The organism is Streptomyces vinaceus (genome assembly GCF_008704935.1).
Taxonomy (GTDB): Bacteria; Actinomycetota; Actinomycetes; order Streptomycetales; family Streptomycetaceae; genus Streptomyces; species Streptomyces vinaceus.
In genome coordinates, this window is sequence record NZ_CP023692.1 from 5,922,926 (window position 1) to 5,947,335 (window position 24,410).

Consider the following 24,410-nt stretch of genomic DNA (forward strand, 5'->3'; position numbering starts at 1 on the left):
CTGAAGGCCAGGACGGGCTCGGTTACCCACGCGTCCGGGGACGACTCGCCTTCGGCGTCGAGTCCGGTGACGGCGCCCCCCGGCTGCCGCCGCGCGCGGCCAGACACCACCCCGCGTGCTTCGTCGATCAGCAGACACGTCGGCAATGGACCAGCTGCCCTCGGCCGTTGTCACCGTGCCACCAATGACGAGCGTGCCCGATGCCGCGGTCTCGACGCCGTGGGCGACCCCGAGTCCCGCGACGTCGCCGAGCGGTGGCTCTGCAACATTCAGCCGCTGTGCCGAGCGATCCTCTGGCCCGTCAGCCGCGCAGATGAACGATGCGCTGGAGAAGTTCATCGAGATTGCCAGATCCGTGATCGCCGTGGACTGGCAGGCCCCAGCTGTCTGCTGAGCCGTGTTGGCACCAGGTCGCTAGGTTCTATCCACTCCACCAGCGAAGCCCAGCCGCACCAGATGGCGTTGGAGGTCGACCTCGACGACCTTCACCGTGATCAGCTCGCCTTCATCGACAAGCTGATCCGGGGTCTCGGCCGGCTCGTCCGTCAGCTCTGAGACGTGAAGCAACCCCACAACGTCGGGAGCAAGCTGCACGAACACACCAAAGGGAACGATCTTGGTGATCGGCCGGGCGAGGACCCGACCGACCTGATCCGCAAACGAAATGAGCGGATCTTCCTGCAAAGCCTTCAGCGAGAGCGTGACCTGTCCGGAGCGCGTATCGGCAACGATCACCTCAGCCGTGATCCGCTGGCCAGCCTCGACGGCCTCGGAGGGGTGGTTGACCCAGCCCCACGTCAGGTCCGGCACCCGGATGAAACCGGTGCACAAGCCGTCCGGCTCGCCGTCGACGTGGACGAAGGCCCCGATATCGTGAACCGCGGCGATCGTCCCAGCGACGACCTGCCCTCTTTCAAACGCGAGGAGGAAGGCCCGCAAGGCCGGAATCTCGCACGCCCTGGCTGAAAGGTGAAGCTGACCTTCGCGCCAGCGCCCGATCTCTTCGGCCTTGAGCTCCTGGCCGACCTCAAACAGCTCGGATGGATGCTCCATCCGACGCATCGACGCCTCATGTCGAGGAATCCGACCGATCTCGACTTTCTCCCCCGCGGCACCCACGAGCTGCACCAGAACGTCGGCTCCGTCGAACCCGGTGACCCTCACCGTTCTCACTGCCCCCGGCCGGAGCCGGTCGATCAAGTACTGCATGCGAGGGTCAAGGGCTGGTTCGGACATGGAGGTGACCCTAGTCGGCCCCCGCCGCACTGCTTCTAACTCTCGTGACCCCGCCGAATGAATTGCTCGGCGGGCTTCGGCCTGACCGGACGCTCCGGTGCGCCGGCGTCACAGAGTGGGTGGCGTGCCTTTCCGGCGGGGGGCTCGGCAGGCGCGCGGCGCCCGGAGGATCTCGCAGCCGGGGGTGTCAGGAGCTCTGCACGGTCTTCGCGGCCGTGCGGATCACGTCGAGTACGAGGGCGGGGTTGGAGAGCATGGGGACGTGGCTGGTGTCGGTCTCGACGGTGGTGGCGTCCATGCGCTTGGCCATGAAGCGTTGCAGCTCGGGGTTGATGGCGCGGTCCTGCTTGCCCACGATGTACCAGCTGGGCTTCGACTTCCAGGCGGGTTCGTCGGTCTTGGCGGTGGCGAGCAGGTCGGCGGGCGGCGCGCCCTGGGTCGCCCAGACGAGCTGCTGCTCCTGCTCGGGCAGGTCTCCGCAGAAGTGCGAGATGCCGTCCTTGGAGATCCAGATGCGCCCGTCCTCGACGTCGAGGTGGGAGAACAGCGCTGGGGGGTCGTACTTGGCGATCAGGTCCTGCGGTGTCTCGCCGGCGTCCGGGCCGAGGGCGTTGATGTAGACCAGGCCGGCGACGCGGTCGTCCGTTCCCGCCGCTGTGATGACGAAGCCGCCCCAGGAGTGGCCGACGAGAATGGCCGGGCCGCTGACGCGTCCCAGTGCGCGGGAGACCGCGTCCACATCGCCTTCCAGGGTGTCGAGGGCGTTCTGTGCGGACACCACCTCGTGCCCCTCTTGCTGCAGCGTGGGGATCACCTTGCTGTAGCACGAGCCGTCGGCCCACAGGCCGTGGGCGAAGACGATGCTCGGTTTGGTCGATGTCGACACAGCGCGCTCCTCACTCCTTGTGGAGCGCGGGCCGCGCTCCACAAGGAGTCGACACCAGGCGCAGCCACGCCGCATCTTCGGCAACCCAACCGGGGATCCAGCCCAGAGCGTCCGGGTTCTTCGTGGTCGGCGACGAGGCGACGCGGGACGGTCATCCCTCCCGTCCCGCCTTGCTCGTACGCGGCCCCTCACCGGCAGGGCCCGCTCGCCGGCTTTCTGTGGGCCCTCATCCGCGACCAACGCCCATGGGCAGCCCAGCCACCGCAATCGGATCTGGCCGGCGCCGCATGAAGCGCACGGCTCGTCAGCCGCGGAGGGGCTTGCGCTGACGTGCCTCGGTTGCCTGGTCACGAACGTACGGGTCAGCGTCGGCTGCCAGCTGGTCGAGCATGGCCGAGGTCGCGGGGTCTGCCGGCTCTGGGGCGGGAAAGCGGCCCAAGGCGATCGCGACCCAGGCTCGAACGAGGGGGTCGTCGTCGTTCGCGAGCAAGCGGATCTTCGGCAGGGTTCTGGGTTGCTGAAGGAAGCCGAGGGAGCCGAGGGCGGAGATGCGTACCTGCGGGGAAGGGTCTTCCAGCAGGTTCAACAGCAGGTCGATGGCCGCCGGCTCTGTCCCGTGGCTGCCGAGCGTGCCCACGACCGCGCTGCGGACTCCTTCGTCCGAGTCCTGCGCGGCGTGGGCCAGCAGGGTGAGATCGGCTGGTTCGGGGACGAAGCCGAGCAGCCAGATTGCCGCCCTGCGAAGGTCCTCATCGTTGCCGACGGCGCACGGCAGGAGGATTTCGCGCGCGGCGGCGGGGTCCTCCTGCGCGAGTACATGGAGCCTCGTCGAGAGGGAGTCCTGGTCGTCACCCAGATTGCGGGAATATGCCCGCAGCAGGGTGGCAAGGGACGTGTGGCCGGCGGTCTCGGCCAGAATCCGGGCGAGCACATGACGGGCGTACCAGTTGCCCGCTTCCACGGCTGCCGCGAGATGCCGTTCCAGGTGCGGAATCAGCTCTCGCCGCCGGGCGGCTGCGAGCTCCTCTTCGATTTCTGCAAGGTCGTCGAGATCGCAGTCCGGATCCGTGAGTCCGGCCGCCAGCTCATCAAGGCGCTGGGTGAGATCATGCGCTGCGCGTTGGTCTTCCAATCCGTCCTCCTTGTGATCCTTCAGACCGCACCGGACCTGCCACTGCGGGTCTCCGTGCTGCGGTCACGGCACGGATTGTCCGACAGGCCACTGACAACGTTCGTGGTAGCCGGCGCCCTCAGCCGCTCAGACCCTCTCGACGTCCTGCCGGGCCTTGTAGGGCGCGTGACCGGCGGTGCGCGTCGTTGGCCGGGGTGAACTGCATGCGTCCGGGCGAGATCCCGAGAAGCTCGGCTGCCTCGTTCATGGAGCCTCCGGAGGCCCAGTGAACGAGGCGGACGGCGGCAGTCCGCCGCAGGATCTTGGGGGTGGTGCCTTCCAGGTGACTGAAGTGCTCCTCGAACCACCGGGGGCCCAGAAAGGCCGGGATGTGTTCGGGCCGGTAGTCGCTGCGCACCGAGTCTCGGCGCGCCCCGGGGTGCTCTGTGCATTGCTTTGCATAAAAGTGCGGGAGTACGTATAGTCATGCCATCGAGGAGGAGGGTCCGATGGTGGTACGTGTAGCGGTGGCCGGAGCGAGTGGGTACGCGGGCGGGGAAGTCCTGCGTCTGCTGCTCTCCCACCCCGAGGTCGAGATCGGCGCGCTGACCGGCAACTCCAACGCCGGACAGCTCCTCGGCAGCCTCCAGCCGCACCTGGTGCCCCTGGCCGGGCGAACCCTCGAAGCGACCACGCCGGAGGTCCTCGCCGGCCACGACGTCGTCTTCCTGGCCCTGCCCCACGGGCAGTCCGCGGCCGTCGCCGCCGAGCTCGGCCCCGACGTCCTCGTCGTCGACATGGGCGCCGACCACCGGCTCAAGGACTCCGCCGACTGGGACGCCTTCTACGGCGCCCCGCACGCCGGCACCTGGCCGTACGGGCTCCCCGAGCTGCCCGGTGCCCGCGCCGCCCTGGAAGGGTCCAGGCGCATCGCGGTGCCCGGGTGCTTCCCGACCGCCGTCACCCTCGCCCTCTTCCCGGCCTACGCCGCGCAGCTGGCCGAGCCCGAGGCCGTGATCGTCGCCGCGACCGGCACCTCCGGCGCCGGCAAGGCGCTCAAGCCGCACCTGCTCGGCTCCGAGGTCATGGGATCGGTCAGCCCGTACGGCGTGGGCGGCGGGCACCGGCACACCCCCGAGATGGTGCAGAACCTGAGCCCGCTCGCCGGGCGGAAGGTCTCCGTCTCCTTCACGCCCACCCTCGTGCCGATGTCGCGCGGCATCCTGGCCACCTGCTCCGCCAAGGCCCTCCCCGGCACCACCGCCGACGCCGTGCGCGCCGCGTACGAGAAGGCGTACGCGGACGAGCCCTTCGTGCACCTGCTGCCCGAGGGCCAGTGGCCGGCGACCTCGTCCGTCCTCGGTTCCAACGCCGTTCAGATCCAGGTCGCGTACGACGGGTCCGCGCAGCGGATCATCGCGATCAGCGCCATCGACAACCTCACCAAGGGCACCGCCGGTGGCGCCGTGCAGAGCATGAACATCGCCCTCGGGTTCGCAGAAGAGCTCGGGCTTTCCACGATCGGAGTCGCGCCGTGACCGTTACGGCAGCACAGGGATTCACGGCCGCCGGCATCGCGGCCGGGATCAAGGCGAACGGCAACCCGGACCTGGCCCTCGTGGTCAACAACGGTCCGCGGCTGGCCGCGGCGGGCGTCTTCACCTCCAACCGCGTCAAGGCCGCGCCCGTGCTCTGGTCCGAGCAGGTCCTGCGCGGCTCCGTCGTCAGCGCGGTCGTCCTCAACTCCGGCGGCGCCAACGCCTGCACCGGCCCCAAGGGCTTCCAGGACACCCACGCCACCGCCGAGAAGGTGGCGCAGGCGCTCGGAGGCGGGCACAACGCCGGCGAGGTCGCCGTCGCCTCCACCGGCCTGATCGGCGTCCTGCTCCCCATGGACAAGCTCCTGCCCGGCATCGACACCGCCGTCGCCGCCCTGACCGCCGACGGCGGCGAGGACGCCGCGATCGCCATCAAGACCACCGACACCGTGCACAAGACGTCCGTCGTCGCGCGGGACGGCTGGACGGTCGGCGGCATGGCCAAGGGCGCCGGCATGCTCGCCCCGGGGCTGGCCACCATGCTCGTCGTCCTCACCACCGATGCCGACGTGGACAGCGCCACCCTCGACCAGGCGCTGCGCTCCGCCACCCGGACCACCTTCGACCGGGTCGACTCCGACGGCTGCATGTCCACCAACGACACGGTGCTGCTGCTCGCCTCCGGGGCCTCCGGCCAGGTGCCGGCGTACGAGGCCTTCGCGGAGGCCGTACGGACCGTCTGCGACGACCTCGCCCGCCAGCTGATCGGCGACGCCGAGGGCGCCAGCAAGGACATCCGCATCGAGGTCGTCGGCGCGCTCACCGAGGGCGACGCGGTCGAGGTCGGCCGGTCCATCGCCCGCAACAACCTGCTCAAGTGCGCCATCCACGGCGAGGACCCCAACTGGGGCCGGGTGCTCTCCGCGATCGGCACCACCCGGGCCGCCTTCGACCCGGACCGGCTGAACGTGGCCATCAACGGCGTCTGGGTCTGCAAGAACGGCTCGGTCGGCGAGGACCGCGACCTGGTCTCCATGAAGGACCGCGAGGTCCGCATCACCGCGGACCTGGCCACCGGCTCCGAGTCCGCCGTGATCTGGGCCAACGACCTGACCGCCGAGTACGTCCACGAGAACAGCGCCTACAGCTCATGAGCGACGAGAAGGCCGGCCAGCCCGGCACCGGAACCGCGCGCAAGCACACCGCGCTCCCCAAGGCGCAGATCCTCATCGAGGCGCTGCCCTGGCTCACCCGCCACAACGGCAAGGTCGTCGTCATCAAGTTCGGCGGCAACGCCATGATCGACGAGGACCTGAAGGCGGCCTTCGCCCAGGACGTGGTCTTCCTGCGCCAGGCCGGCCTGAGGCCCGTCGTGGTGCACGGCGGCGGCCCCCAGATCAACGCCCAGCTCGACAAGCAGGGCCTGGTCAGCGAGTTCAAGGCCGGCCTGCGCGTCACGACCCCCGAGGCGATGGACGTCGTACGCATGGTCCTGGCGGGCCAGGTCCAGCGGGAGCTGGTCGGGCTGCTCAACCAGCACGGGCCGCTCGCCGTCGGCATGACCGGCGAGGACGCCCACACCATCACCGCCGCCCGGCACACCCCCGAGATCGACGGCGAGCTCGTCGACATCGGACGGGTCGGCGAGATCACCGCCATCGACACGGGCGCGATCGAGGCGCTGCTGGCGGACGGCCGGATCCCGGTCATCTCCTCCATCGCACGCAGCGCCGACGACCACCACGTCTACAACGTGAACGCCGATACGGCGGCCGCGGCGCTCGCCGCCGCGCTGGGCGCCGAGACGCTGATGGTGCTCACGGACGTCGAGGGCCTCTACGCGGACTGGCCGAGCAGCGACGAGGTCATCAGCCGCCTCACCGTCAGCGAGCTGGAGAAGCTGCTGCCCGAGCTGTCCAGCGGCATGGTGCCCAAGATGGAGGGCTGCCTGCACGCCGTACGCGGCGGGGTGAGCACGGCCCGCGTGATCGACGGGCGGGTCCCGCACTCGATCCTGCTGGAGATCTTCACCGACGAGGGAATCGGCACGATGGTCGTGCCCGACGCACAGGGAGGGGAACCCGCGTGACCGGCAACCAGGAGTTCGCGGCCCGCTGGCAGGGCGCGCTGACCAACAACTACGGCACCCCCGCGCTGGCCCTCGTACGCGGCGAAGGCGCCCAGGTCTGGGACGCGGACGGCAAGCAGTACACCGACTTCGTCGGCGGCATCGCGGTCAACGCCCTCGGCCACGCCCACCCGGCGATCGTCGGGGCCGTGACCGCGCAGATCTCCACCCTCGGCCACGTCTCCAACCTGTACGCCTCCGAGCCGGTGCTCGCGCTCGGGGAGCGGCTGCTCCAGCTCTTCGGCCGCCCCGGCCGGGTTTTCTTCTGCAACTCCGGCGCCGAGGCCGTCGAGGCCGCCTTCAAGATCGGCCGGCTGACGGGGCGCACCCACATGGTGGCCACCGACGGAGGCTTCCACGGCCGGACCATGGGCGCCCTCGCGCTCACCGGCCAGCCGAAGAAGCAGGCTCCGTTCCTGCCGCTGCCCGGCGAGGTCACGCACGTCCCGTACGGCGACGCCGAGGCCCTGCGGGCCGCCGTCACCGAGGAGACGGCCCTCGTGATCATCGAGCCGGTCCAGGGCGAGAACGGCGTCGTCGTACCCCCGGCCGGATACCTGACGGCCGCCCGCGAGATCACCCGGGCCACCGGCACCCTGCTCGTCCTGGACGAGGTGCAGACCGGCATCGGGCGCTGCGGTCACTGGTTCGAGCACCAGGCCCACGAGGGTGTCGAGCCCGATCTCGTCACGCTCGCGAAGGGTCTGGGCGGCGGACTGCCGATCGGCGCCGTGGCCGCGTTCGGGCCGGCCGCGGAGCTGCTCCAGCCCGGCCAGCACGGCACCACCTTCGGCGGGAACCCCGTCGCGTGCGCCGCCGGCCTCGCCGTCATCGACACCATCGCCGCCGAGGGGCTGCTCGACCGGGTCAAGGCGCGCGGGGAGCGGCTGCGCTCCGGAATCGAGGCTGCCGGCCACCCGCTGGTCTCCCATGTCCGTGGGGAAGGCCTTCTCCTGGGTATCGTGCTGACCGGGCCGCTCGCACCGCAGGTGCAGCAGGCGGCCCAGGATGCCGGCTTCCTGGTCAACGCGCCCGCCCCCGACGTCGTACGGCTCATGCCTCCGTACGTACTCTCCGAGGCCGAGGCGGACGCGTTCGTCCGGGCCCTGCCCGGCATCCTCGACGCAGCCGACGGGGACGGACACACCGGGGAATGAGACGACGATGAGCCAGGCGCAGGACCACGAGGAGTGGGGCTCCCCCCGGACCGAGTCCGGGGGCGGTCCGTCCGTTCCGCAGACCCGTACCGCCCGCCACCGCCGGATCGTGGACATCCTCAACCGGCAGCCGGTCCGCTCGCAGAGCCAGCTCGCCAAGCTGCTCGCCGACGACGGGCTGAGCGTCACCCAGGCGACGCTCTCGCGCGACCTCGACGAGCTGGGCGCGGTGAAGATCCGCAACACCGGCGGCGAGCTGATCTACGCGGTCCCCAGCGAGGGCGGTTTCCGCACCCCGCAGGCCCCGCTCGGCGAGTCGGCGAAGGAGGAGCGCATGCGGCGCCTCTCCGGGGAGCTGCTGATCTCGGCGGAGGCCTCCGCGAACCTCGTCGTCCTGCGCACCCCGCCGGGCGCGGCCCAGTTCCTCGCCTCCGCGATCGACCAGGCCGAGCTCCGCGAGATCCTCGGCACGATCGCCGGCGACGACACGCTGATGCTGATCAGCCGTGACCCCTCGGGCGGCCAGGCCCTCGCCGACCACCTGCTGAGGCTGGCCCAGAAGGAGGGCTGACCGCCCCCGGGGCCCGGCCCACGGCCCGTCAGTTCCCGTACGGCGGGGCGGACATCCGGCTGTACCGGCCGCGGCCGGGCCGCCTAGGGTCGGCGTGTGCATGCCTCCACCGTCGCCAGTGTCGCCGTGCCCGTCACCGCCGCGCTGTACGGGCTGACCGGTGTGGTCCGGGGCCGCGCCGCGGTGCGCCACCGCCGCGCCCTCGACCGGTGGGCGGCCGTACTGGCCGACCCGTACCAGGCCGCCCTGGAGCGCTGGTGGCCGAACGACGCGGTCCAGGCGGCCACCGCCCGGCTGCTCCTGGACGGGCTCGTCACCGTCAACCACCGCGGCAACCTGCGCCCCGCCCCCGGCGCCGCGGACCCCGCCCGCGCCCCGGGCCATCCGCTGCCCGAGGCCGTGCTGGCCGCCCTGCGGCGCCGCAGCGCCCCCGCCACCCTCGGCAGCCTCGTGCTGCGGGACGAGGGGTTCGCGAGCGCCCGCCGGGAGTTCCGCGAAGCCCGCCCGGACCTCCTCACGGTCCGCGAACCCGCCGGCGCGTCGAAGCTCGGGCTGTACCTGGTCCTGGCCGAGATGCTCTTCTGTGTCTGCGGCCTGATGTCCTTGCAGCCCGGCGGCGACGCCGAGTGGACGGCGGCCTGGGCCGCCTGGATCGGAGTGATCGCCCAGATCGTCTGGTTCCCCGTCCACGACCGGGCGCGCGGGCTCGGCTGGACGGGGGACGCCGACGCCGTGGAGACCGCGCGCCTCGGACCGCCCCATCCGGCGCTCTGCGCCCTGGAGGCCCGCGATCCCGAGACCTTCCGGCGGCTGCGCGTGAGCCGGCTGCGCACCCGCCGCGGCCGCAACCGGGGCCGCCCGCGCCGCCGGACACCCGCCGGCAGCGGCGAGCCCGTCAGTACCGGGTGACGGCGAGCGCTCCCTCCCCGGTGCCGATGGCGATGTGCGGGCGGCGGCGCGGGTCGGCCCAGCGCAGGAGCGCGCGCATCGCCCGCTCCGGCACGGACACGCAACCGGCCGTCGCCCCCTTGCCGTTGACGTGCAGGAAGATGCCCGCGCCCCGGCCCCGTACCGGCCGCTCGTAGTTGAACCCGATGACCAGCGCGTACGCGTACTGCTTCTCGTACGTGACCAGGTGCTCCGCCTCGCCCGGCGCGCAGTGCGCGGGGAGCGGCTCGGTCCACCGGTTGTAGGCGGGTGAGGCGTTGTCCTGGCACCACCAGGAATCGGGGGTCACCCGGCGGTAGCGGAACTCCGTCCCGGCCGGCGCGCGGCGGATCCCGAAGGCGTACGGGAGCTCGTACAGGCCCGTCGGGGTCGTGTTCGTGCCCTGGGTGCGGTTCGCGCCCTCGGTCAGCCCCTTCGCGCCGAAGCGGGCCTCGGCGCTGCCGGCCTCGTACCAGCGCCCCGCCCTGCGGTCCCACCAGGTCAGCCGCCCGGCCGTGGACCCGGGCGCGGGCGCGACGGCCGTGATGAGCTGGCTGCCGCCGCCGGTGTCGGCGAGGCGGGCGGGCAGCGGATCGGGCCCGTACGGACCCTGCGCGAGCAGGCTGGTGACGATCAGTGAGGTGGTGACGAGAGCGGTACGCAGCACATGTCAGACGGTACGGGGCGGAAGGGGCAGCGGCAGCGCAGGCAGGCCGTCGAGGCTCGATCCGATGAACTCCTTCTTCTCGCAGTACGCGCCGAACTCCTCGTCGCTCTTGCGGCCGAAGTACTCCGCGTGCAGGGTGCGCTCGCCCTGGTACTCCATGAACGGGACGGCGTACCCGCACACGTCGGCGATCCGGCGGGCGTGCACGAGGATGATCGCCCGCGCCGAGGGCCCGTCGGCCGCCCCGAACAGGCCGATCAGCTCGCCCCAGCGCGGGTCGTCGCGGAAGACGGCCTCGCCCTCGCCGTGGATGCGCACGATGGTGGGAGGACCGCTGAACGCGCACCACATCAGCGTGATCCGGCCGTTCTCGCGGACGTGGGCGATGGTCTCGGCGCCGCTGCCGCCGAAGTCGAGGTAGGCCAGGGTCTGCTCGTCGATGACGACGAGCGTGCCCGCGCGGCCCTTGGGGGACAGGTTGACGTGGCCGTCCCCCGCGAGCGGCGCGGTGGCCGTGAAGAACACCGGTTGCTCCTCGATGAAGGAGCGGAGCCGGCCGTCTATGCGTGCGTAGAGCTTTCCCATACGGGTCAGTATCCGATCGGGCCGGAACCGGCGCGGGGAATTCCGAGCTGTGAGCGCAGCCGCCCCATGACGTGGTCGCCGAACAGCTCGGTGCAGCGCTCCAGCAGGGCGCCCACCTCCGGATCGCGCAGCGGCAGCGCGGGCGGCGCGTACGGGGACCACAGGCTCTGCACGCGCTGCGCGGCGAGCCGGCGCAGCCCCGGGTCGGCGTCCGTCAGCAGCTCCACGGAGGCCCGCAGCCCGAGGACGCCGCCGCGGGCGTGCAGCACCCGGTAGGCGCCGCGGCGGGTGTGCGCGGGGCGGCCGGGCGCGATGCGCTCCAGCAGCCACTCGGCGGGCAGTCGGGCCGCGACCTGGGCCAGGCTCACGGACGCCTCACGGGCGACCGCGGCCGACGGGTCGTCGAGCAGGGGCCGCAGCAGGTCCGCGTCGGTGATGTCCAGGGTGCGCAGTCCGGCGACCGCCGCCGCCCGAACGGCCCCCGCGGGGTGGTCCAGCAGCGCGCGCAGCAGCGGCGCGTCCGCCCGCCGGGCGCATTCGGCGAAGCCGGTGACGGCGTGCGCGGTCAACCGGGCCGGGTCCTCGACCAGGGCGCGGCAGAGGGCGTACGGGTCGCCGCCGTCCTGTTTGACGAGCCAGCGCGCGCAGGCCCGTACCAGCCCGGAGCGGTCGGCGAGGTGCTCGGCCGCCTCGGCGTGGCGCCCGGCGCGGCGCAGGGCGGTGACCCCGCCGGCCCGGACCATCGGCATGTGCCCGCGCAGCAGGGAGTCGATCGCCTCGTCGTCGGGCCCGTCGGCGGCCAGCGCGGCCAGCGCCGCGTCCGCCCACAGCCGGGCCGTCGCGGGATCCTGCTCCTGGCCGGCCCGCAGGGCCAGCTCCCGTACGCCGAACAGCCCGGCGCCGAGCGTGAGGCGCGTGGCGAAGCGCCGGGTCGGCAGGTCCCCGCTGCGCCGCAGCCAGCCGAGCACCGTGTCGGGCTCCTCGCCGGTCATCGTGCGCGCGGGCTTGGCCGCACGGCCCCACCGCGCGGGTTGCGCCGGACGCCAGTAGGGGGCGAGCACCGGCTCCGGCGCCCGCAGGGCGGTCTCGAACAGCTCCAGCGCCCAGGCACCCTGCTCGCGCCCGCCGAGTCGCAGTACGAGCGGGGTCAGGCCGATCAAGGTGTTCGCGGGGCGTGCGGCCAGCGCTTCGGCGAGCACCCGCCGCGCGCGCTCGCGTACCGCGGGAACCCAGTCGGCGCACCGGATCGCGACGAGGGGCAGCGGCGGCTTCGGATCCTGGAGCGCTGCCTCGCGGACCCGGCCGTCGGGGTGGCACAGGCGCACCTCGATCCGGGCCGCGCCGCGCGGGCCCGGGAACCAGGGGGAGTGGACGCGCCGGATCTCCGCGTCGAAGGCGATCCAGGAGGCCGGCAGGACGGGGCGCGCGACGCCGCCGATCCCGAAGCGCCCGCCGCGCAGCAGGCCCGCCGCCGCGGCCCGGCCCTCTTCGCTCTGCCGCCGTGCAACGGCTCCCATATGTCCTCCCCCGGTGGTGCAGACCGCTGATCCTAGGCCTTTCCCGCGGCAGTCGCCTCTGATATCGCCCTGGTCAGCGGGGTGTCGAACAGGTTCGATTGACGAAACATACGGAGCAGTGCATAGTTATGCCTGCACCTGGATGTACCGCCGGAGCCCGGAAGGAGAAGCCCGTGACCGACCGCGTCGTACTCGCCTATTCAGGCGGACTGGACACCTCCGTCGCCATCGGCTGGATCGCCGAGGAGACGGGCGCCGAGGTCATCGCCGTTGCCGTGGACGTCGGCCAGGGCGGCGAGGACCTGGAGGTCATCCGCAAGCGGGCGCTCGCCTGCGGCGCCCTGGAGGCCGAGGTCGCGGACGCCAGGGACGAGTTCGCCGACGAGTACTGCCTCCCGGCGATCAAGGCCAACGCCCTCTACATGGACCGGTACCCGCTGGTCTCGGCGCTCTCCCGGCCGGTCATCGTCAAGCACCTGGTCGCCGCCGCCAAGAAGCACGGCGCCGGCACCGTCGCCCACGGCTGCACCGGCAAGGGCAACGACCAGGTCCGCTTCGAGGCAGGCATCCAGACCCTCGGCCCCGACCTGAAGTGCACCGCCCCGGTCCGCGACTACGCCATGACCCGGGACAAGGCCATCGCCTTCTGCGAGGCCAAGGGCCTGCCGATCGCGACCACCGGGAAGTCCCCGTACTCCATCGACCAGAACGTCTTCGGTCGCGCCGTCGAGACGGGCTTCCTGGAGGATATCTGGAAGGCGCCGGTCGAGGACGTCTACGAGTACACCGCGAACCCAGCCGAGCCGCGCGAGGCCGACGAGGTCGTCATCTCCTTCGAGGAAGGCGTCCCCGTCGCCATCGACGGCGGGCCGGTCACCGTGCTCCAGGCGATCCAGCAGCTCAACGCCCGCGCCGGCGCCCAGGGCATCGGCCGGATCGACATGGTCGAGGACCGCCTCGTGGGCATCAAGTCCCGCGAGGTGTACGAGGCCCCCGGCGCGATCGCGCTGATCACCGCGCACCAGGAGCTGGAGAACGTCACCGTCGAGCGCGAGCTCGCCCGCTACAAGCGGCAGGTCGAGCAGCGCTGGGGCGAGCTGGTCTACGACGGCCTGTGGTTCTCCCCGCTCAAGCGGGCCCTGGACGGCTTCGTCGACGAGGCGAACCGGCACGTCACCGGCGACATCAGGATGACCCTGCACGGCGGCCGCGCCGTGGTCACCGGCCGCAGGTCGGACGCCTCGCTCTACGACTTCAACCTGGCCACCTACGACTCGGGCGACACCTTCGACCAGTCCAAGGCCCAGGGATTCATCGAGATCTTCGGCCTCTCGTCGAAGATCGCGGCACGCCGCGACCTGGCCTGAGCCCGACTCGTTACGCCAGTACCGAGTCGGCCTCCCCGTACCCTCCGCGACGGGGAGGCCGACGCACATCCACGCACACGTTCTTGAGGAGCAGCAGCTGTGAGCAGCAACAACGGTGGTGACGTCCGGCTCTGGGGCGGCCGGTTCGCCGACGGCCCCGCCGAGGCCCTCGCGAAGCTGTCCGCGTCGGTCCACTTCGACTGGCGCCTCGCGCCGTACGACATCGCCGGATCCCGTGCCCACGCCCGGGTGCTCGCCAAGGCGGGCCTGCTCACGGCGGACGAGCTCGACCGCATGATCGCGGGCCTGGACCGGCTCGAAGCCGATGTCGCCGACGGTTCCTTCACCGGGACCATCGCCGACGAAGACGTGCACACCGCCCTGGAGCGGGGCCTGCTGGAGCGGCTCGGCGCCGACCTCGGCGGCAAACTGCGCGCGGGCCGGTCCCGCAACGACCAGGTGGCCACCCTCTTCCGGATGTACCTGCGCGACCACGCCCGGATCGTCGGCGGCCTGATCGCCGACCTCCAGGACGCGCTCGTCGGCCTCGCCGAGACGCACCACGACGTGGCCATGCCGGGCCGGACCCACCTCCAGCACGCGCAGCCGGTGCTCTTCGCGCACCACGTACTGGCCCACGTGCAGTCGCTGTCCCGGGACGCGGAGCGGCTGCGGCAGTGGGACACCCGGACCGCGGTCTCCCCGTACGGCTCGGGCGCGCTGGCCGGCTCCTCGCTGGGGCTGGACCCGGAGGCGGTCGCCGCCGACCTGGGCTTCGAGCGGGGCTCGGTCGGCAACTCGATCGACGGCACGGCCTCGCGCGACTTCGTCGCCGAGTTCGCCTTCATCACCGCGATGATCGGGATCAACCTGTCCCGGATCGCGGAGGAGATCATCATCTGGAACACGAAGGAGTTCTCCTTCGTGACCTTGCACGACGCCTTCTCCACCGGCTCGTCGATCATGCCGCAGAAGAAGAACCCTGACATCGCGGAGCTGGCGCGCGGCAAGTCGGGCCGGCTCATCGGCAACCTGACGGGCCTGCTCGCCACGCTGAAGGCGCTGCCGCTGGCCTACAACCGCGACCTTCAGGAGGACAAGGAGCCGGTCTTCGACTCCTGCGACACCCTTGAGGTCCTGCTCCCGGCCTTCACCGGGATGATGGCCACCCTCACGGTCAACCGGGAGCGGATGGAGGAGCTGGCACCGGCCGGTTTCTCCCTCGCCACGGACATCGCGGAGTGGCTGGTCAAGCAGGGCGTGCCGTTCCGCGTCGCGCACGAGGTGGCCGGCGAGTGCGTCAAGGAGTGCGAGGCGCTCGGGATCGAGCTGGACGAGCTCACGGACGAGCAGTTCGCGAAGATCTCGGAGCACCTGACCCCGCAGGTGCGCACCGTGCTCAACGTGCCGGGCGCCCTCGCCTCCCGCAACGGCCGCGGCGGCACGGCCCCCTCGGCGGTCGCGAAGCAGCTCGCGGAGCTGAAGGCCGACCTGGTCATCCAGCACGCCTGGGCCACCCACAAGCAGTAGCCACCCACACGCAGTAGCCGCACGGCGCTGCCCCTTCGCCCCGCGGCCCTGCGGCCCGCACGCCCGCCACCCCTCCGGGGGCCCGGGCCCTGCACCCCCGCACGCCGTGGCATGCCCGCAGGGGCGGCCGGAGCCCGTCTCCGGCCGCCCCTGCGGCGTTCACCGCGCCCAGTGCGCCAGCGCGTCGAAGTCCGGCCGGGTCAGACCGATCCGCTCGTCGATCCGCATCAGGAGGGCGCGCGCGGGATGGCGCTGCTCCGCGTACTCCCGGTCCATCTCGGTGATGTCGTCGTCGATCCAGGCGAACTCGCGGGTGCCCGCGTACTCCAGGACGTACTGCGTCTTCCAGAAGGTCCCGCGCGGCGCGCGCCCGTGCATCTGCGGCCAGTCGATGAACGGCAGGCGCGGCAGGCCCAGGTGCGGGCCTATCCAGTCGTTCGCCTCGTCCTTCCACGTGGTGGCCCACACCAGCTCGTAGGCGTCCGCCAGCGCGAGCAGCTCCGCGCCGTGGTCGTGGTTCAGCCAGACCCGCAGCGGCCGCGGGCTCTCGGCCGGCGTCCAGCCGGTCGGACGCATCCGGTGGGTGGTGTAGCCCTCCGGGCGGCGCTCGGCCTGAGCCGCGTACGGGTTCAGCGGGCCGTCCACGTCGATCAGCAGCAGTGGCTTCGTGTGCTTCATGGGGTGAGGATTCCTTTCCGGCTGCCCCGGGGCAGCTCATTTTTGCCTCGTGTGAGACATTCGCGTCTCATTCGGGGTATGCTTGTCTCATGGCCATGGATCGTGACCAGGTGCTCCGCGACGCCGCAGCCCTGCTCTCCCGCAAATCGACCGCCACGATGGACGAGGTCGCCCGCGCCGCAGGCATCGGGCGCGCGACCCTCCACCGGCACTTCGCCGGGCGCGACGCCCTCGTACGGGCCCTCGAAGAACTCGGCATCCGCCAGTTCGAGGCGGCCTTCGACAACGCCCGCCTCGACGAGGGCACCGCGGTCGAGGCCCTGCGCCGCCTCGTCGCCGAGGCCGAGCGCGACGCCCAGCTGCTGGCCTTCCTCGTCACGGAGAACCAGCTCTTCGAGGGCGACCAGGTCAACGAGGGATGGGCCCGGCTCGACGCCCGCGTCAGCGCGCTCTTCCGGCGCGGCCAGGCGGAGGGCGACATCCGCATCGACCTGAGCCCCGCCTGGCTCACCGAGGCCCTCTACGGCCTCATCGGCACCTGCGCCTGGGCCGTCATGGACGGCCGGGTCGCCGCGAAGGACTTCCAGTACATGATCATCGAGCTGCTGCTCGGTGGCGCACGACGGAGCGTGGAGAAATGAGCCGCACGGAACAGCTGACCAAGGGGCAGGGGACGGAGGCGAGCGGGGCCAAGGGGAGCAAGGGGCGCTGGCTGGCGCTCTCCGTGCTCGTCCTGGCGGTCCTGCTGGTCGCGGTGGACGCCACCGTACTCGGCCTCGCCACGCCCTCCCTCAGCGAGGACCTCAAGCCGTCCGGCACCCAGCTGCTGTGGATCGGCGACATCTACTCGTTCGTCATCGCCGGCCTGCTCGTCTCCATGGGCTCCCTCGGCGACCGCATCGGCCGCAAGAAGCTGCTCCTGGCGGGCGCGACCGCCTTCGGCGCCGTCTCCGTCCTCAACGCCTACGCCACCAGCCCCGAGATGATGATCGTGGCCCGGGCCCTGCTCGGCGTGGCCGGCGCGACGCTGATGCCCTCGACCCTCGCGCTGATCCGGAACATCTTCCACGACCCCAAGGAGCGCAGCCTCGCCATCGGCATCTGGGGCGCCACCGCCTCGGCCGGCGCGGCGATAGGCCCGGTCGTCGGCGGAGCCCTGCTCCAGCACTTCTGGTGGGGCTCGGTCTTCCTCATCAACCTGCCCGTGATGGTCGCCCTGGTCCTCGTCGGCATCAAGCTGCTGCCCGAGTCCAAGAACCCGGTCGCCGGCCCCTGGGACCTGCTGAGCGTCGCCCTCTCCCTCGTCGGCGTCATCGGCGTGGTCTACGCCGTCAAGGAAATCGCCACCCACGGCGTGACCTGGGGCGTCGCGGTCTCCGCCGGTCTCGGCGCCGCGTGCCTGTACGCCTTCGTCCGCCGCCAGTTCAGCCTGCCGTCGCCCCTCCTCGACATGCGGCTCTTCAAGCACCGCGGCTTCTCCGGCGCGGTCCTGGCCGACCTGCTGACCGTCTTCGGCCTCTCAGGCCTCGTCTTCTTCCTCTCCCAGTTCCTCCAGCTCGTCCAGGGCCGCGACCCCCTGGAGGCGGGTCTGGCCGAACTGCCCGCCGCCATCGGCGCCGTGGTCACCGGCCTGGTCGCCGGCCGCTACGCCCGCCGGTACTCGGTGCGGTCGATCGTCACCGGCGGCCTCGCGGCCATCGGCCTCGCGCTCGGCGCGCTCACCCTGATCCACAAGGAGAGCGGCTACCCGCTGCTCGGCGCGGCCCTGCTGGTCGTCGGCCTCGGCGCCGGCTTCTCCTTCACCGTCACCGCCGACGTGATCCTCTCCAGCGTCCCCAAGGAGCAGGCGGGCTCGGCCTCGGCCGTCTCCGAGACCGCGTACGAACTCGGCGCCGCCCTCGGCATCGCCCTGCTCGGCTCCGTCGTCACCGGCGTCTACCAGGGCTTCACCGCCCCGGCCTCGGTCCCCGGGCCGGTCGCCGACGCCGCCCACGAATCGCTGGGCGGGGCCGTCGAAGCCGCCAAGGTGCTGGATCCGGCGACCGCGCAGACCATGGTGGGCGCCGCTCAGGACGCCTTCGTGGACGGCCTGCGCTTCGCCTCCGGCGTGGGCGCGGCCGTGCTGCTCGCCACCGCGGTGGCCGCCTGGTTCCTGCTCAGGGGCCAGCGGCTCCAGGACGGCGTCGAGCACTGACGTACCGCCAGCGGGTGCTGACGCGACCGGAGTTGACAGTCGATCACGGTCGCGGCAGCATCCCGGCGGTGGAGATCAACGAGCTGACCCCGGCGGAACGCCGCGTATGGGAGGCCTTCCCGCGCGGCGAGGGCGTCGACTTCCGGGAAGGCCCCGACGAGGACGCCTGCGACGGACGCGACTGGGGGCCCGAGCGCACGGTACGCGCCGAGGTGATCGCCGCCCTCCTGCTCAGCGACCCCGCCCCGTCGGGGCAGGTCCCCGGGATCAACGTGCGCGGCGTCCGGATCATCGGGAAGCTGGATCTCAAGTACGCGGTCATCGAGCATCCGATCCGGCTCCGCGCCTGCTGGTTCGAGCGCAAACCCCAGCTGTACGGGGCCCGGCTGCGGGCCCTGGTCCTGACCGACTCGGCGCTGCCCGGACTGACCGCGTCCACCCTCTGCGTCGACATCACCCTGCGGCTCAACTGCTGTCACGTCACGGGTCCGGTCCGGCTCACGGGGGCCCGGATAGCAGGCGGCCTCTTCCTCCAGGGAGCGGTCATCCGGCCGGGCACCCTCTCCGACGAGCAGGGCGAACCCCCGCTCCAGCTCAACCACGCCGAAATAGGCACCGACATCATCGCCGACGAGCTCACCGTCCACGGCCAGCTCCGGATCAACGGCGCCACCATCGCCGGCCTGATCAGCCTGGACCGGGCCAAGCTCATCAACCCCGGCGGGATCGCCCTCCACGCCGAGACCGTCTCCGTCGGAACCGACCTGCGCGGCCACCGGCTGGAAGCCGAAGGGATGGTGAACCTCACCGGCGCCCGCATCCCCGGCCAGCTGATCCTCACCCGCGCGCGCCTGGCCAACCGGGACGGAGTGGCCCTGCGGGCCAGCAGCTGCGCGATCGGCGAGTTCTGGCTCAGGCTGTGCCCGCCCATCGACGGCATCGTGAACCTGCGCCGGAGCCAGCTGGACATGCTCTACGCCGAACCCGGCGTCTGGCCGCCGGTGATCCGCACGGAAGGGCTCACCTACCGGGTCCTGCACCCCCACCTGCCCGCCGAGGAGCGGCTGCCCGCGCTGGAGCGCGAGGAGTCCGGGTACCTCCCGTACGCGTACGAGCGGCTCGCGGCCGCCTACCGCACGGTCGGGGACGAGGCGGGGGCGCGGACCGTACAGCTGGCCAAGCTGCGCCGGCACCGCCGGACCCTGCCCCGGCACGCCAGGGCCTGGGGGCTGCTCCAGGAGGTCACCGTCGGCTACGGGTTCCGGCCGCTGCGGGCGGCGGGCTGGCTGGCGGCGCTGCTGCTGACGGGCTCGATCGCGTACGGCCTGCACCCGCCGAGGGAGCTCAAGGCAGGGGAGGCGCCGGAGTTCAATCCGGTGTTCTACACGATCGACCTGATGCTGCCGATCGTCGGCTTCGGCCAGGAGGGCGCCTTCGCGCCGAACGGCTGGTACCAGTGGCTCTCGTACGTGCTGATCGTGACCGGCTGGGTCCTCGCCACGACGACCGCGGCGGGCGTCAGCCGGTCACTCCAGCGCCAGTAGGGGCTAGGCCGCCTTCGCCTTGGTGGCGTACATGTCCACGTACTCCTGGCCCGAGAGCCGCATGACCTCGGCCATCACCGAGTCCGTGACGGCGCGCAGCACGTAGCGGTCGCGGTCCATGCCCTCGTAGCGGGAGAACTCCATCGGCTCGCCGAAGCGGATGGTCACCCGGCCCGGGCGCGGCATGCCCTTGCCGCCCGGCTGGAGCTTGTCGGTGCCGATCACCGCGAAGGGGACCACGGGGGCGCCGGTCATCAGGGTCAGGCGGGCGATGCCGGTGCGGCCGCGGTAGAGGCGGCCGTCGGGGGAGCGGGTGCCCTCGGGGTAGATGCCGAAGATCTTGCCCTCTTCGAGGATGCGGCGGCCGGTCATCAGGGCGGCGACGCCGCCGTTGGCGCCGTCACGGTCGACCGGGATCATGCCCGACCCGGTGAAGAACCAGGCCATGGCGCGGCCCTTGACGCCCTTGCCCGTCACGTACTCGTCCTTGCCGATGAAGTGGACCGTACGGTCGCACACCAGCGGAAGGATCATGGAGTCGATGAAGGTGAGGTGGTTGCCCGCCAGGATCACCGGACCGGTGCCCGGGATGTTCTCGATGCCCTCCACACGGGTGCGGAACATCATGCGCATGACCGGTCCGACAGTGGCTTTGATGAGCGATGTACGGAACAACGTGAGCCCTCCGGCATCGAAACGCGATTTTCGCACCACACGGGGGTAGTGCAGGTGAGGACGATACTCGCGGGTCAGCTCCGAGTGCACATCGGGTTCACGAGGTGGATACGCAGTGTTGACGCGCGTTTGCGCCATGTTCCCCGCAGGCCCACCCCCGCGCCACCGGCCGCTGCCTACGATCGGCGTGCCGAACCGGGCCGCCGGGACCCGGAGATCCCGGGTGCCCCCAGGCCCTCTCAGACGACTGGAGTGGCACTCATGACGCAGGGTGGGGCAGCACGGCGCACGGTCCTGGGAGCGGCCGTCCTGGCAGCGGGCGGCGGCATGGCGGGACTCGCGGCGGGATCCGCCTCGGCGACGCCGTCATCAGCCGGGCAGGCAGGGCAGGCAGGGCAGGCCGGGCGGGCCGCGGAGGAGGCCTACGCGGCCGACGTACGGCACGGCGGCGGGTACCGGGACCTCCCCGTCCCGCTGGTCATCGGCCACCGCGGGGCCAGCGGCTACCGGCCCGAGCACACCCTCGGCTCGTACCAGCTCGCCCTCGACCTGGGCGCGGACGTCGTCGAGCAGGACCTGGTGCCCACCAAGGACGGGCACCTGGTGTGCCGCCACGAGAACGAGATCGGCGGCACCACCGACGTCGCCGACCACCCCGAGTTCGCCTCGCGGCGTACGACCAAGTCGGTCGACGGGGTCGCGATCACGGGCTGGTTCACCGAGGACTTCACCCTCGCCGAACTGAAGACCCTGCGGGCGAAGGAGCGCATCCCCGCCGTCCGCCAGCGCAACACCCTCTACGACGGCCGGTGGGACGTGCCCACGTTCGAAGAGGTGCTGCGCTGGGCCGACCGCGAGGGCAGGCGCCGGGGCAGGCGCGTCTGGCTGCACGTCGAGACCAAGCACCCCACGTACTTCCGCTCCCTGGGCCTCGGCCTCGAAGAGCCCCTCGCCGAACTGCTGCGCCGCTACGGCCGCGACGGGCGGGGCGCCCCGCTCTTCCTGCAGTCCTTCGAGCCGTCCAGCATCCAGCGGCTCTCCCGGCTGGTCTCCGCGCCGCGCGTGGTCCTGCTGTCCGCCGCCGGCACCCGGCCCTGGGACTTCGAACAGGCCAAGGACCCGCGTACCGTCTCGGACCTGGTCAAGCCCGAGGGCCTGAAGTGGATCGCCGGATTCGCCCAGGGCATCGGCCCCACCATGGACCTGATCCTCCCGCGTGACGCGTCCGGAAAGCTGTCCGCGCCGACCACGCTGGTCAGGGACGCCCACGCCCGCGGGCTCGTGCTGCACCCCTACACCGCGCGCAACGAGAACACCTTCCTGCCGGCCGAGTACCGCAAGGGCACCGACCCGAACGCGTACGGGGACGCCTTCGGCGCCTTCAAGGCGTACTTCGAGCAGGGCATCGACGGCATCTTCACCGACAACGCGGACACCGGGCTGCTCGCGGCGGAGGCCTTCCGCCCGGGCCGCGGCCGGTAGGCGGGCGGCGACGGCTTTCGGCCGACGCCGACGCCCCGCACCGTCAACAGATAAGCGGAATATCACGTACGGGTGGGCTGTGCCGGGTGGGGAAACCGCCGGGCCCGGCCCGCGCGTCCCGCCCGGCATGGACCTGCTGAAGGACTCCGACCTCCTGAACGAACTGGGCCCGCTGCTCTCCGCCGAGGCGGCGGCGGAGGCCCCGGGCGCGGGAGTGGAAGCCGCCGACCTGGAGCAAGCAGTCTGGGTCAGGCTGCTGGAACACGACCCCGCCCCGGCCGAACCGGCCCGCTGGCTGCGCCGCGCTGTCCGCGCCGAAGCCCGGCTCGCCCGGCGCCGCGCCCGCCGCGAGATCCCGTACGGCGGCCGTCCCGGCAGCGCGGGCGCGGGGCCCGAGGACGCGCTGCTGCACGGGGAGGAGAACCGGGCCCTCCGATCGGCCGTCGCCCGATTGCCCGGACGCTGTCCGGAGCTCATGGGGGCACTTCTTTCGCCCAGAGACCTCACCTACCGTGAAATCGCAGGAGAGTTGGGTATCTCACAAGGAAGTTTGGGACCCGTGCGTTCCCGTTGCCTGGGATGTCTGCGCAGAATGCTCGCGTCAGAGGTTGCGGCTCCTCGCCTTCGGGGAAGGGAGCGGTAGACCAATGGGCTACCAGGTGAGCGGGAGGCATGCGCACATGGGCATGAGCGTGACCATTTCGGCGGCAGCTGCCGAGGACACTGAGCAGATCCTCAAACTGCAGTACCTGGCGTTCCAGCGTGAGGCCGAGCTGTACGGCAACTACCGTATCCAGCCGCTCACCCAGACCCTGGACTCCCTCAAGGCGGAGCTGGAGTCGGACACGGTGCTCGTGGCCCGGCTCGGCGACGAAGTGGTCGGAACCGTGCGCGGCAGCGTCGACGAGGACGGCACCGGCAAGATCGCCAAGCTCTGCGTCCACCCGCGCCTGCAGGGCCACGGGCTCGGTGCCCGGCTGCTGCGCGCCGTCGAGGAGGCCCTCGCGGGCCACGCGGAGACCACGCGCTTCCGCCTGCACACCGGTCACAAGAGCGAGTCCAACCTGCGCCTGTACCGCAACGCCGGCTACGTACAGGTCGGCGGCCGCACGGCCTCCGACGGCGTGCGCCTGGTCATCCTGGAGAAGGAGGCCACCGACGCGGCCGACTTCGCGGTCAGCGCCTGAAGTCCCTGACCGCCCTCAGCGCTTGGCGCGCAGCCAGAGCATCCCGGTGATCGGCAGGATCACCGGGATGAACAGGTAGCCCATCCCGAAGTCCGACCACACGGTCGCGTCCGGGAAGGCCTCGGGCCGCACCAGCGTCCAGGTGCCCACGGCCAGTACGCCGGCCAGCTCGGCGGCGCAGCACAAGAGCGCCGCCCTGCGGGCCGTCTCCCCGCCGCGGACCAGCGAGTACGTGATGAAGGCGTAGACCAGGGCCGCCGCGCCGGACAGCGAGTACGCCAGCGGCGCCCGGCCGAACTCGGTGGAGATCTGGTAGGCCGAGCGCGACAGCGCGCCCACCACCATCACCCCGTACAGCCAGACCAGCAGCAGTCCCGGTCCGGAGACCAGCCGCTTGCGTGCGCCCGCGGGGGCGGTCGTCGTGTCAGGCACCGGGGGTCCCCCAGATGTCGTAGAGGCGTACTTCCAGGACCGCGAGGACGAGTGCGCCCGCGGCCACCGTCACCGAACCCCACTTGGTCCGCTCGCTCAGCGAGAGCAGCCCGGCGGCCGGGACCGCCGCGAAGGCGCCGACCAGGTAGGCCACGAAGATCACCGCGCCCTCGTCGGGCTCGCCGCCCCGGGCCAGCTCGACCACGCCGACCACCAGCTGGGCCAGGGCCAGCAGGGCCACCACGCCCATGCCGATGAAGTGCCAGTCCTTGGTGGGCTGGTCTCGCAGGGCGGCGAATCCGCACCAGGCGGCGAGGGCGAGTGCGGCCGCGCCGAGGGCGACCGTCAGGGCGTCGAGCATGCAGCGAGGGTATTACGGGCCGAAAGACCCGGTGCGCGCACCCCTGGGCGCGGGCTGTGCCGGAGGGCATGAACCTGCACGCCGAAGCGCTGCTGTTCGACGACGACGCAACCTCGTCTCCGCCATGGAGTCCGTCGACCGAGCCGCCGGGATGCGGACCGTGGCCTTGACCACAACGCACCCCGTCGGCGGGCTGGAGGCGGACCTGGTCGAACGGGACCTCTTGGCGGTGTCCGTGCAGGTCAGCGAGGACGGGCTCGGGGGGTCCGCGGAGTGCCCGAGCTGACCGGAGCGTCCGGTATGCGGCCACAATCCGTCCGCTATCCGGACAGCTTTGATCGGTGACGGGATACGTCTGCTTTACTGGGGCCCATGACCACGACGAGCAGCCGCACCCTTGCGACCGAGGCGACGATGACGCCCGGTGCTCGTTGTATGTGTCGAATGTGCGCCTTCTGAGGGTCCCTCTCCCTGCGTCTCGCGCCCCGAAGCGAGACCCGGCCGAGCCCGTCCACGCACCCCGGACCGCTCCTGCCCCGCGCACGCGTCGACGTCGTCCCTTTGTGACGGTTCGACCCGTATCGCGTCCCCAGATGTTTGCCCCGTGCCGGCACCCCGCTGCGCCGCGCACTCGACA

The 24,410-nt window shown here is 71.8% G+C and carries 26 protein-coding genes; 16 read left to right on the plus strand and 10 right to left on the minus strand.

Annotated features, from left to right (window positions below):
- Nucleotides 1-145: 145 nt before the first annotated feature.
- Nucleotides 146-394, plus strand: coding sequence for a hypothetical protein (locus CP980_RS26740; RefSeq protein ID WP_150529241.1), 249 nt, complete (start codon nucleotides 146-148; stop codon nucleotides 392-394).
- A gap of 20 nt (nucleotides 395-414) precedes the next feature.
- On the opposite strand, the gene CP980_RS26745 is transcribed toward CP980_RS26740, so the two are convergent.
- From CP980_RS26745 to CP980_RS26755, 3 genes are all read right to left on the minus strand, one after another.
- A complete protein-coding gene (locus tag CP980_RS26745; protein WP_229907172.1) occupies nucleotides 415-1,236 on the minus strand; it encodes a S1 RNA-binding domain-containing protein in 822 nt (273 codons plus the stop codon).
- Nucleotides 1,237-1,423: 187 nt separating this feature from the next.
- Nucleotides 1,424-2,122, minus strand: coding sequence for an alpha/beta fold hydrolase (locus CP980_RS26750; RefSeq protein WP_132760384.1), 699 nt, complete (start codon nucleotides 2,120-2,122; stop codon nucleotides 1,424-1,426).
- A 304-nt stretch (nucleotides 2,123-2,426) separates the two neighbouring features.
- Nucleotides 2,427-3,254 (minus strand): HEAT repeat domain-containing protein, encoded by an 828-nt coding sequence (locus CP980_RS26755; protein WP_167535880.1) that lies wholly within the window; start codon nucleotides 3,252-3,254, stop codon nucleotides 2,427-2,429.
- Nucleotides 3,255-3,742: 488 nt separating this feature from the next.
- Here CP980_RS26755 and argC point away from each other — a divergent pair, with 488 nt between their 5' ends.
- The 6 genes from argC (at nucleotide 3,743) to CP980_RS26785 (ending at nucleotide 9,536) form a co-directional block, all read left to right on the plus strand.
- Nucleotides 3,743-4,771: an N-acetyl-gamma-glutamyl-phosphate reductase gene (gene argC, locus CP980_RS26760; RefSeq protein ID WP_132760383.1), complete on the plus strand. Its 1,029-nt coding sequence runs from the start codon at nucleotides 3,743-3,745 to the stop codon at nucleotides 4,769-4,771.
- Nucleotides 4,768-5,925, plus strand: coding sequence for a bifunctional glutamate N-acetyltransferase/amino-acid acetyltransferase ArgJ (gene argJ, locus CP980_RS26765; RefSeq protein ID WP_132760382.1), 1,158 nt, complete (start codon nucleotides 4,768-4,770; stop codon nucleotides 5,923-5,925). The genes argC and argJ overlap by 4 nt, the downstream gene beginning before the upstream one ends.
- A complete protein-coding gene (gene argB, locus CP980_RS26770) occupies nucleotides 5,922-6,860 on the plus strand; it encodes an acetylglutamate kinase (RefSeq protein ID WP_132760381.1) in 939 nt (312 codons plus the stop codon). Before argJ ends, argB begins: the two co-directional genes overlap by 4 nt.
- The gene (locus CP980_RS26775; protein ID WP_132760380.1) at nucleotides 6,857-8,056 is read left to right on the plus strand and encodes an acetylornithine transaminase; all 1,200 of its coding nucleotides are present in this window, start codon (nucleotides 6,857-6,859) and stop codon (nucleotides 8,054-8,056) included. Before argB ends, CP980_RS26775 begins: the two co-directional genes overlap by 4 nt.
- Before the next feature lie 7 nt (nucleotides 8,057-8,063).
- Nucleotides 8,064-8,627, plus strand: coding sequence for an arginine repressor (locus CP980_RS26780; protein ID WP_030157281.1), 564 nt, complete (start codon nucleotides 8,064-8,066; stop codon nucleotides 8,625-8,627).
- Nucleotides 8,628-8,723: 96 nt separating this feature from the next.
- A complete protein-coding gene (locus CP980_RS26785; RefSeq protein WP_150529243.1) occupies nucleotides 8,724-9,536 on the plus strand; it encodes a hypothetical protein in 813 nt (270 codons plus the stop codon).
- On the opposite strand, the gene CP980_RS26790 is transcribed toward CP980_RS26785, so the two are convergent.
- The 3 genes from CP980_RS26790 to CP980_RS26800 are packed head-to-tail and all read right to left on the minus strand — an operon-like array spanning nucleotide 9,523 to nucleotide 12,323.
- Entirely contained in the window at nucleotides 9,523-10,218 is a 696-nt protein-coding gene (locus CP980_RS26790) for a L,D-transpeptidase family protein (RefSeq protein ID WP_132760514.1), read from the minus strand. The two genes, CP980_RS26785 and CP980_RS26790, sit on opposite strands and share 14 nt — an antisense overlap.
- 6 nt (nucleotides 10,219-10,224) lie before the next feature.
- On the minus strand, nucleotides 10,225-10,806 hold the full coding sequence (locus CP980_RS26795; protein WP_150529244.1) for a pyridoxamine 5'-phosphate oxidase family protein: 582 nt from the start codon (nucleotides 10,804-10,806) through the stop codon (nucleotides 10,225-10,227).
- 5 nt (nucleotides 10,807-10,811) lie between these two features.
- Nucleotides 10,812-12,323 carry a hypothetical protein gene (locus tag CP980_RS26800; RefSeq protein ID WP_150529245.1) on the minus strand — a complete coding sequence of 504 codons (1,512 nt, stop codon included), beginning with the start codon at nucleotides 12,321-12,323 and terminating at the stop codon, nucleotides 10,812-10,814.
- Between the two features lie 173 nt (nucleotides 12,324-12,496).
- On the opposite strand from CP980_RS26800, the gene CP980_RS26805 reads away from it, so the two are divergent.
- Together CP980_RS26805 and argH are read left to right on the plus strand one after the other, a co-directional pair.
- Complete coding sequence (locus CP980_RS26805) at nucleotides 12,497-13,690, plus strand: argininosuccinate synthase (protein ID WP_150529246.1); 1,194 nt, start codon at nucleotides 12,497-12,499, stop codon at nucleotides 13,688-13,690.
- 99 nt (nucleotides 13,691-13,789) lie between these two features.
- Nucleotides 13,790-15,220, plus strand: a complete 1,431-nt coding sequence (gene argH, locus CP980_RS26810) for an argininosuccinate lyase (RefSeq protein WP_123515309.1) — start codon at nucleotides 13,790-13,792, stop codon at nucleotides 15,218-15,220.
- Between the two features lie 159 nt (nucleotides 15,221-15,379).
- On the opposite strand, the gene CP980_RS26815 is transcribed toward argH, so the two are convergent.
- On the minus strand, nucleotides 15,380-15,898 hold the full coding sequence (locus tag CP980_RS26815; RefSeq protein WP_150529247.1) for an HAD domain-containing protein: 519 nt from the start codon (nucleotides 15,896-15,898) through the stop codon (nucleotides 15,380-15,382).
- 89 nt (nucleotides 15,899-15,987) lie between these two features.
- Here CP980_RS26815 and CP980_RS26820 point away from each other — a divergent pair, with 89 nt between their 5' ends.
- From CP980_RS26820 to CP980_RS26830, 3 genes are all read left to right on the plus strand, one after another.
- Nucleotides 15,988-16,539, plus strand: a complete 552-nt coding sequence (locus tag CP980_RS26820; protein ID WP_099893701.1) for a TetR/AcrR family transcriptional regulator — start codon at nucleotides 15,988-15,990, stop codon at nucleotides 16,537-16,539.
- On the plus strand, nucleotides 16,536-18,092 hold the full coding sequence (locus CP980_RS26825; RefSeq protein WP_229907171.1) for an MFS transporter: 1,557 nt from the start codon (nucleotides 16,536-16,538) through the stop codon (nucleotides 18,090-18,092). The genes CP980_RS26820 and CP980_RS26825 overlap by 4 nt, the downstream gene beginning before the upstream one ends.
- 68 nt (nucleotides 18,093-18,160) lie before the next feature.
- The gene (locus CP980_RS26830; RefSeq protein ID WP_150529248.1) at nucleotides 18,161-19,636 is read left to right on the plus strand and encodes a membrane-associated oxidoreductase; all 1,476 of its coding nucleotides are present in this window, start codon (nucleotides 18,161-18,163) and stop codon (nucleotides 19,634-19,636) included.
- A 3-nt stretch (nucleotides 19,637-19,639) separates the two neighbouring features.
- Here the strand turns inward: CP980_RS26830 and CP980_RS26835 are convergent, their stop codons facing one another.
- A complete protein-coding gene (locus CP980_RS26835) occupies nucleotides 19,640-20,269 on the minus strand; it encodes a lysophospholipid acyltransferase family protein (RefSeq protein WP_132760373.1) in 630 nt (209 codons plus the stop codon).
- A 303-nt stretch (nucleotides 20,270-20,572) separates the two neighbouring features.
- Here CP980_RS26835 and CP980_RS26840 point away from each other — a divergent pair, with 303 nt between their 5' ends.
- The 3 genes from CP980_RS26840 to CP980_RS26850 all read left to right on the plus strand — a co-directional run bounded on the left by CP980_RS26840 (nucleotide 20,573) and on the right by CP980_RS26850 (nucleotide 22,980).
- Nucleotides 20,573-21,793, plus strand: a complete 1,221-nt coding sequence (locus CP980_RS26840; protein WP_189998920.1) for a glycerophosphodiester phosphodiesterase — start codon at nucleotides 20,573-20,575, stop codon at nucleotides 21,791-21,793.
- A gap of 127 nt (nucleotides 21,794-21,920) precedes the next feature.
- Complete coding sequence (locus CP980_RS26845; protein WP_132760372.1) at nucleotides 21,921-22,436, plus strand: sigma-70 RNA polymerase sigma factor region 4 domain-containing protein; 516 nt, start codon at nucleotides 21,921-21,923, stop codon at nucleotides 22,434-22,436.
- Nucleotides 22,437-22,473: 37 nt separating this feature from the next.
- Nucleotides 22,474-22,980, plus strand: a complete 507-nt coding sequence (locus tag CP980_RS26850; RefSeq protein ID WP_099893706.1) for a GNAT family N-acetyltransferase — start codon at nucleotides 22,474-22,476, stop codon at nucleotides 22,978-22,980.
- A 15-nt stretch (nucleotides 22,981-22,995) separates the two neighbouring features.
- On the opposite strand, the gene CP980_RS26855 is transcribed toward CP980_RS26850, so the two are convergent.
- Both CP980_RS26855 and CP980_RS26860 read right to left on the minus strand, forming a co-directional pair.
- Nucleotides 22,996-23,412 (minus strand): hypothetical protein, encoded by a 417-nt coding sequence (locus CP980_RS26855; RefSeq protein WP_132760371.1) that lies wholly within the window; start codon nucleotides 23,410-23,412, stop codon nucleotides 22,996-22,998.
- Nucleotides 23,405-23,773 (minus strand): hypothetical protein, encoded by a 369-nt coding sequence (locus CP980_RS26860; RefSeq protein ID WP_150529249.1) that lies wholly within the window; start codon nucleotides 23,771-23,773, stop codon nucleotides 23,405-23,407. The genes CP980_RS26855 and CP980_RS26860 overlap by 8 nt, the downstream gene beginning before the upstream one ends.
- A gap of 160 nt (nucleotides 23,774-23,933) precedes the next feature.
- On the opposite strand from CP980_RS26860, the gene CP980_RS26865 reads away from it, so the two are divergent.
- Entirely contained in the window at nucleotides 23,934-24,059 is a 126-nt protein-coding gene (locus CP980_RS26865) for a hypothetical protein (RefSeq protein ID WP_373312933.1), read from the plus strand.
- Nucleotides 24,060-24,410 lie beyond the last annotated feature (351 nt).

Bases quoted from the DNA above. Each gene is read 5' to 3' on its own strand.
- CP980_RS26850 (WP_099893706.1), top strand. From the start codon at position 22,474: ATGGGCATGAGCGTGACCATTTCGGCGGCAGCTGCCGAGGACACTGAG.
- CP980_RS26820 (WP_099893701.1), top strand. From the start codon at position 15,988: ATGGCCATGGATCGTGACCAGGTGCTCCGCGACGCCGCAGCCCTGCTC.
- CP980_RS26780 (WP_030157281.1), top strand. From the start codon at position 8,064: ATGAGCCAGGCGCAGGACCACGAGGAGTGGGGCTCCCCCCGGACCGAG.
- CP980_RS26740 (WP_150529241.1), top strand. From the start codon at position 146: ATGGACCAGCTGCCCTCGGCCGTTGTCACCGTGCCACCAATGACGAGC.
- CP980_RS26815 (WP_150529247.1), bottom strand. From the start codon at position 15,898: ATGAAGCACACGAAGCCACTGCTGCTGATCGACGTGGACGGCCCGCTG.
- CP980_RS26745 (WP_229907172.1), bottom strand. From the start codon at position 1,236: ATGTCCGAACCAGCCCTTGACCCTCGCATGCAGTACTTGATCGACCGG.
- CP980_RS26845 (WP_132760372.1), top strand. From the start codon at position 21,921: ATGGACCTGCTGAAGGACTCCGACCTCCTGAACGAACTGGGCCCGCTG.
- CP980_RS26800 (WP_150529245.1), bottom strand. From the start codon at position 12,323: ATGGGAGCCGTTGCACGGCGGCAGAGCGAAGAGGGCCGGGCCGCGGCG.
- CP980_RS26840 (WP_189998920.1), top strand. From the start codon at position 20,573: ATGACGCAGGGTGGGGCAGCACGGCGCACGGTCCTGGGAGCGGCCGTC.
- CP980_RS26795 (WP_150529244.1), bottom strand. From the start codon at position 10,806: ATGGGAAAGCTCTACGCACGCATAGACGGCCGGCTCCGCTCCTTCATC.
- argB (WP_132760381.1), top strand. From the start codon at position 5,922: ATGAGCGACGAGAAGGCCGGCCAGCCCGGCACCGGAACCGCGCGCAAG.
- argC (WP_132760383.1), top strand. From the start codon at position 3,743: ATGGTGGTACGTGTAGCGGTGGCCGGAGCGAGTGGGTACGCGGGCGGG.
- CP980_RS26835 (WP_132760373.1), bottom strand. From the start codon at position 20,269: ATGCGCATGATGTTCCGCACCCGTGTGGAGGGCATCGAGAACATCCCG.
- CP980_RS26860 (WP_150529249.1), bottom strand. From the start codon at position 23,773: ATGCTCGACGCCCTGACGGTCGCCCTCGGCGCGGCCGCACTCGCCCTC.
- CP980_RS26825 (WP_229907171.1), top strand. From the start codon at position 16,536: ATGAGCCGCACGGAACAGCTGACCAAGGGGCAGGGGACGGAGGCGAGC.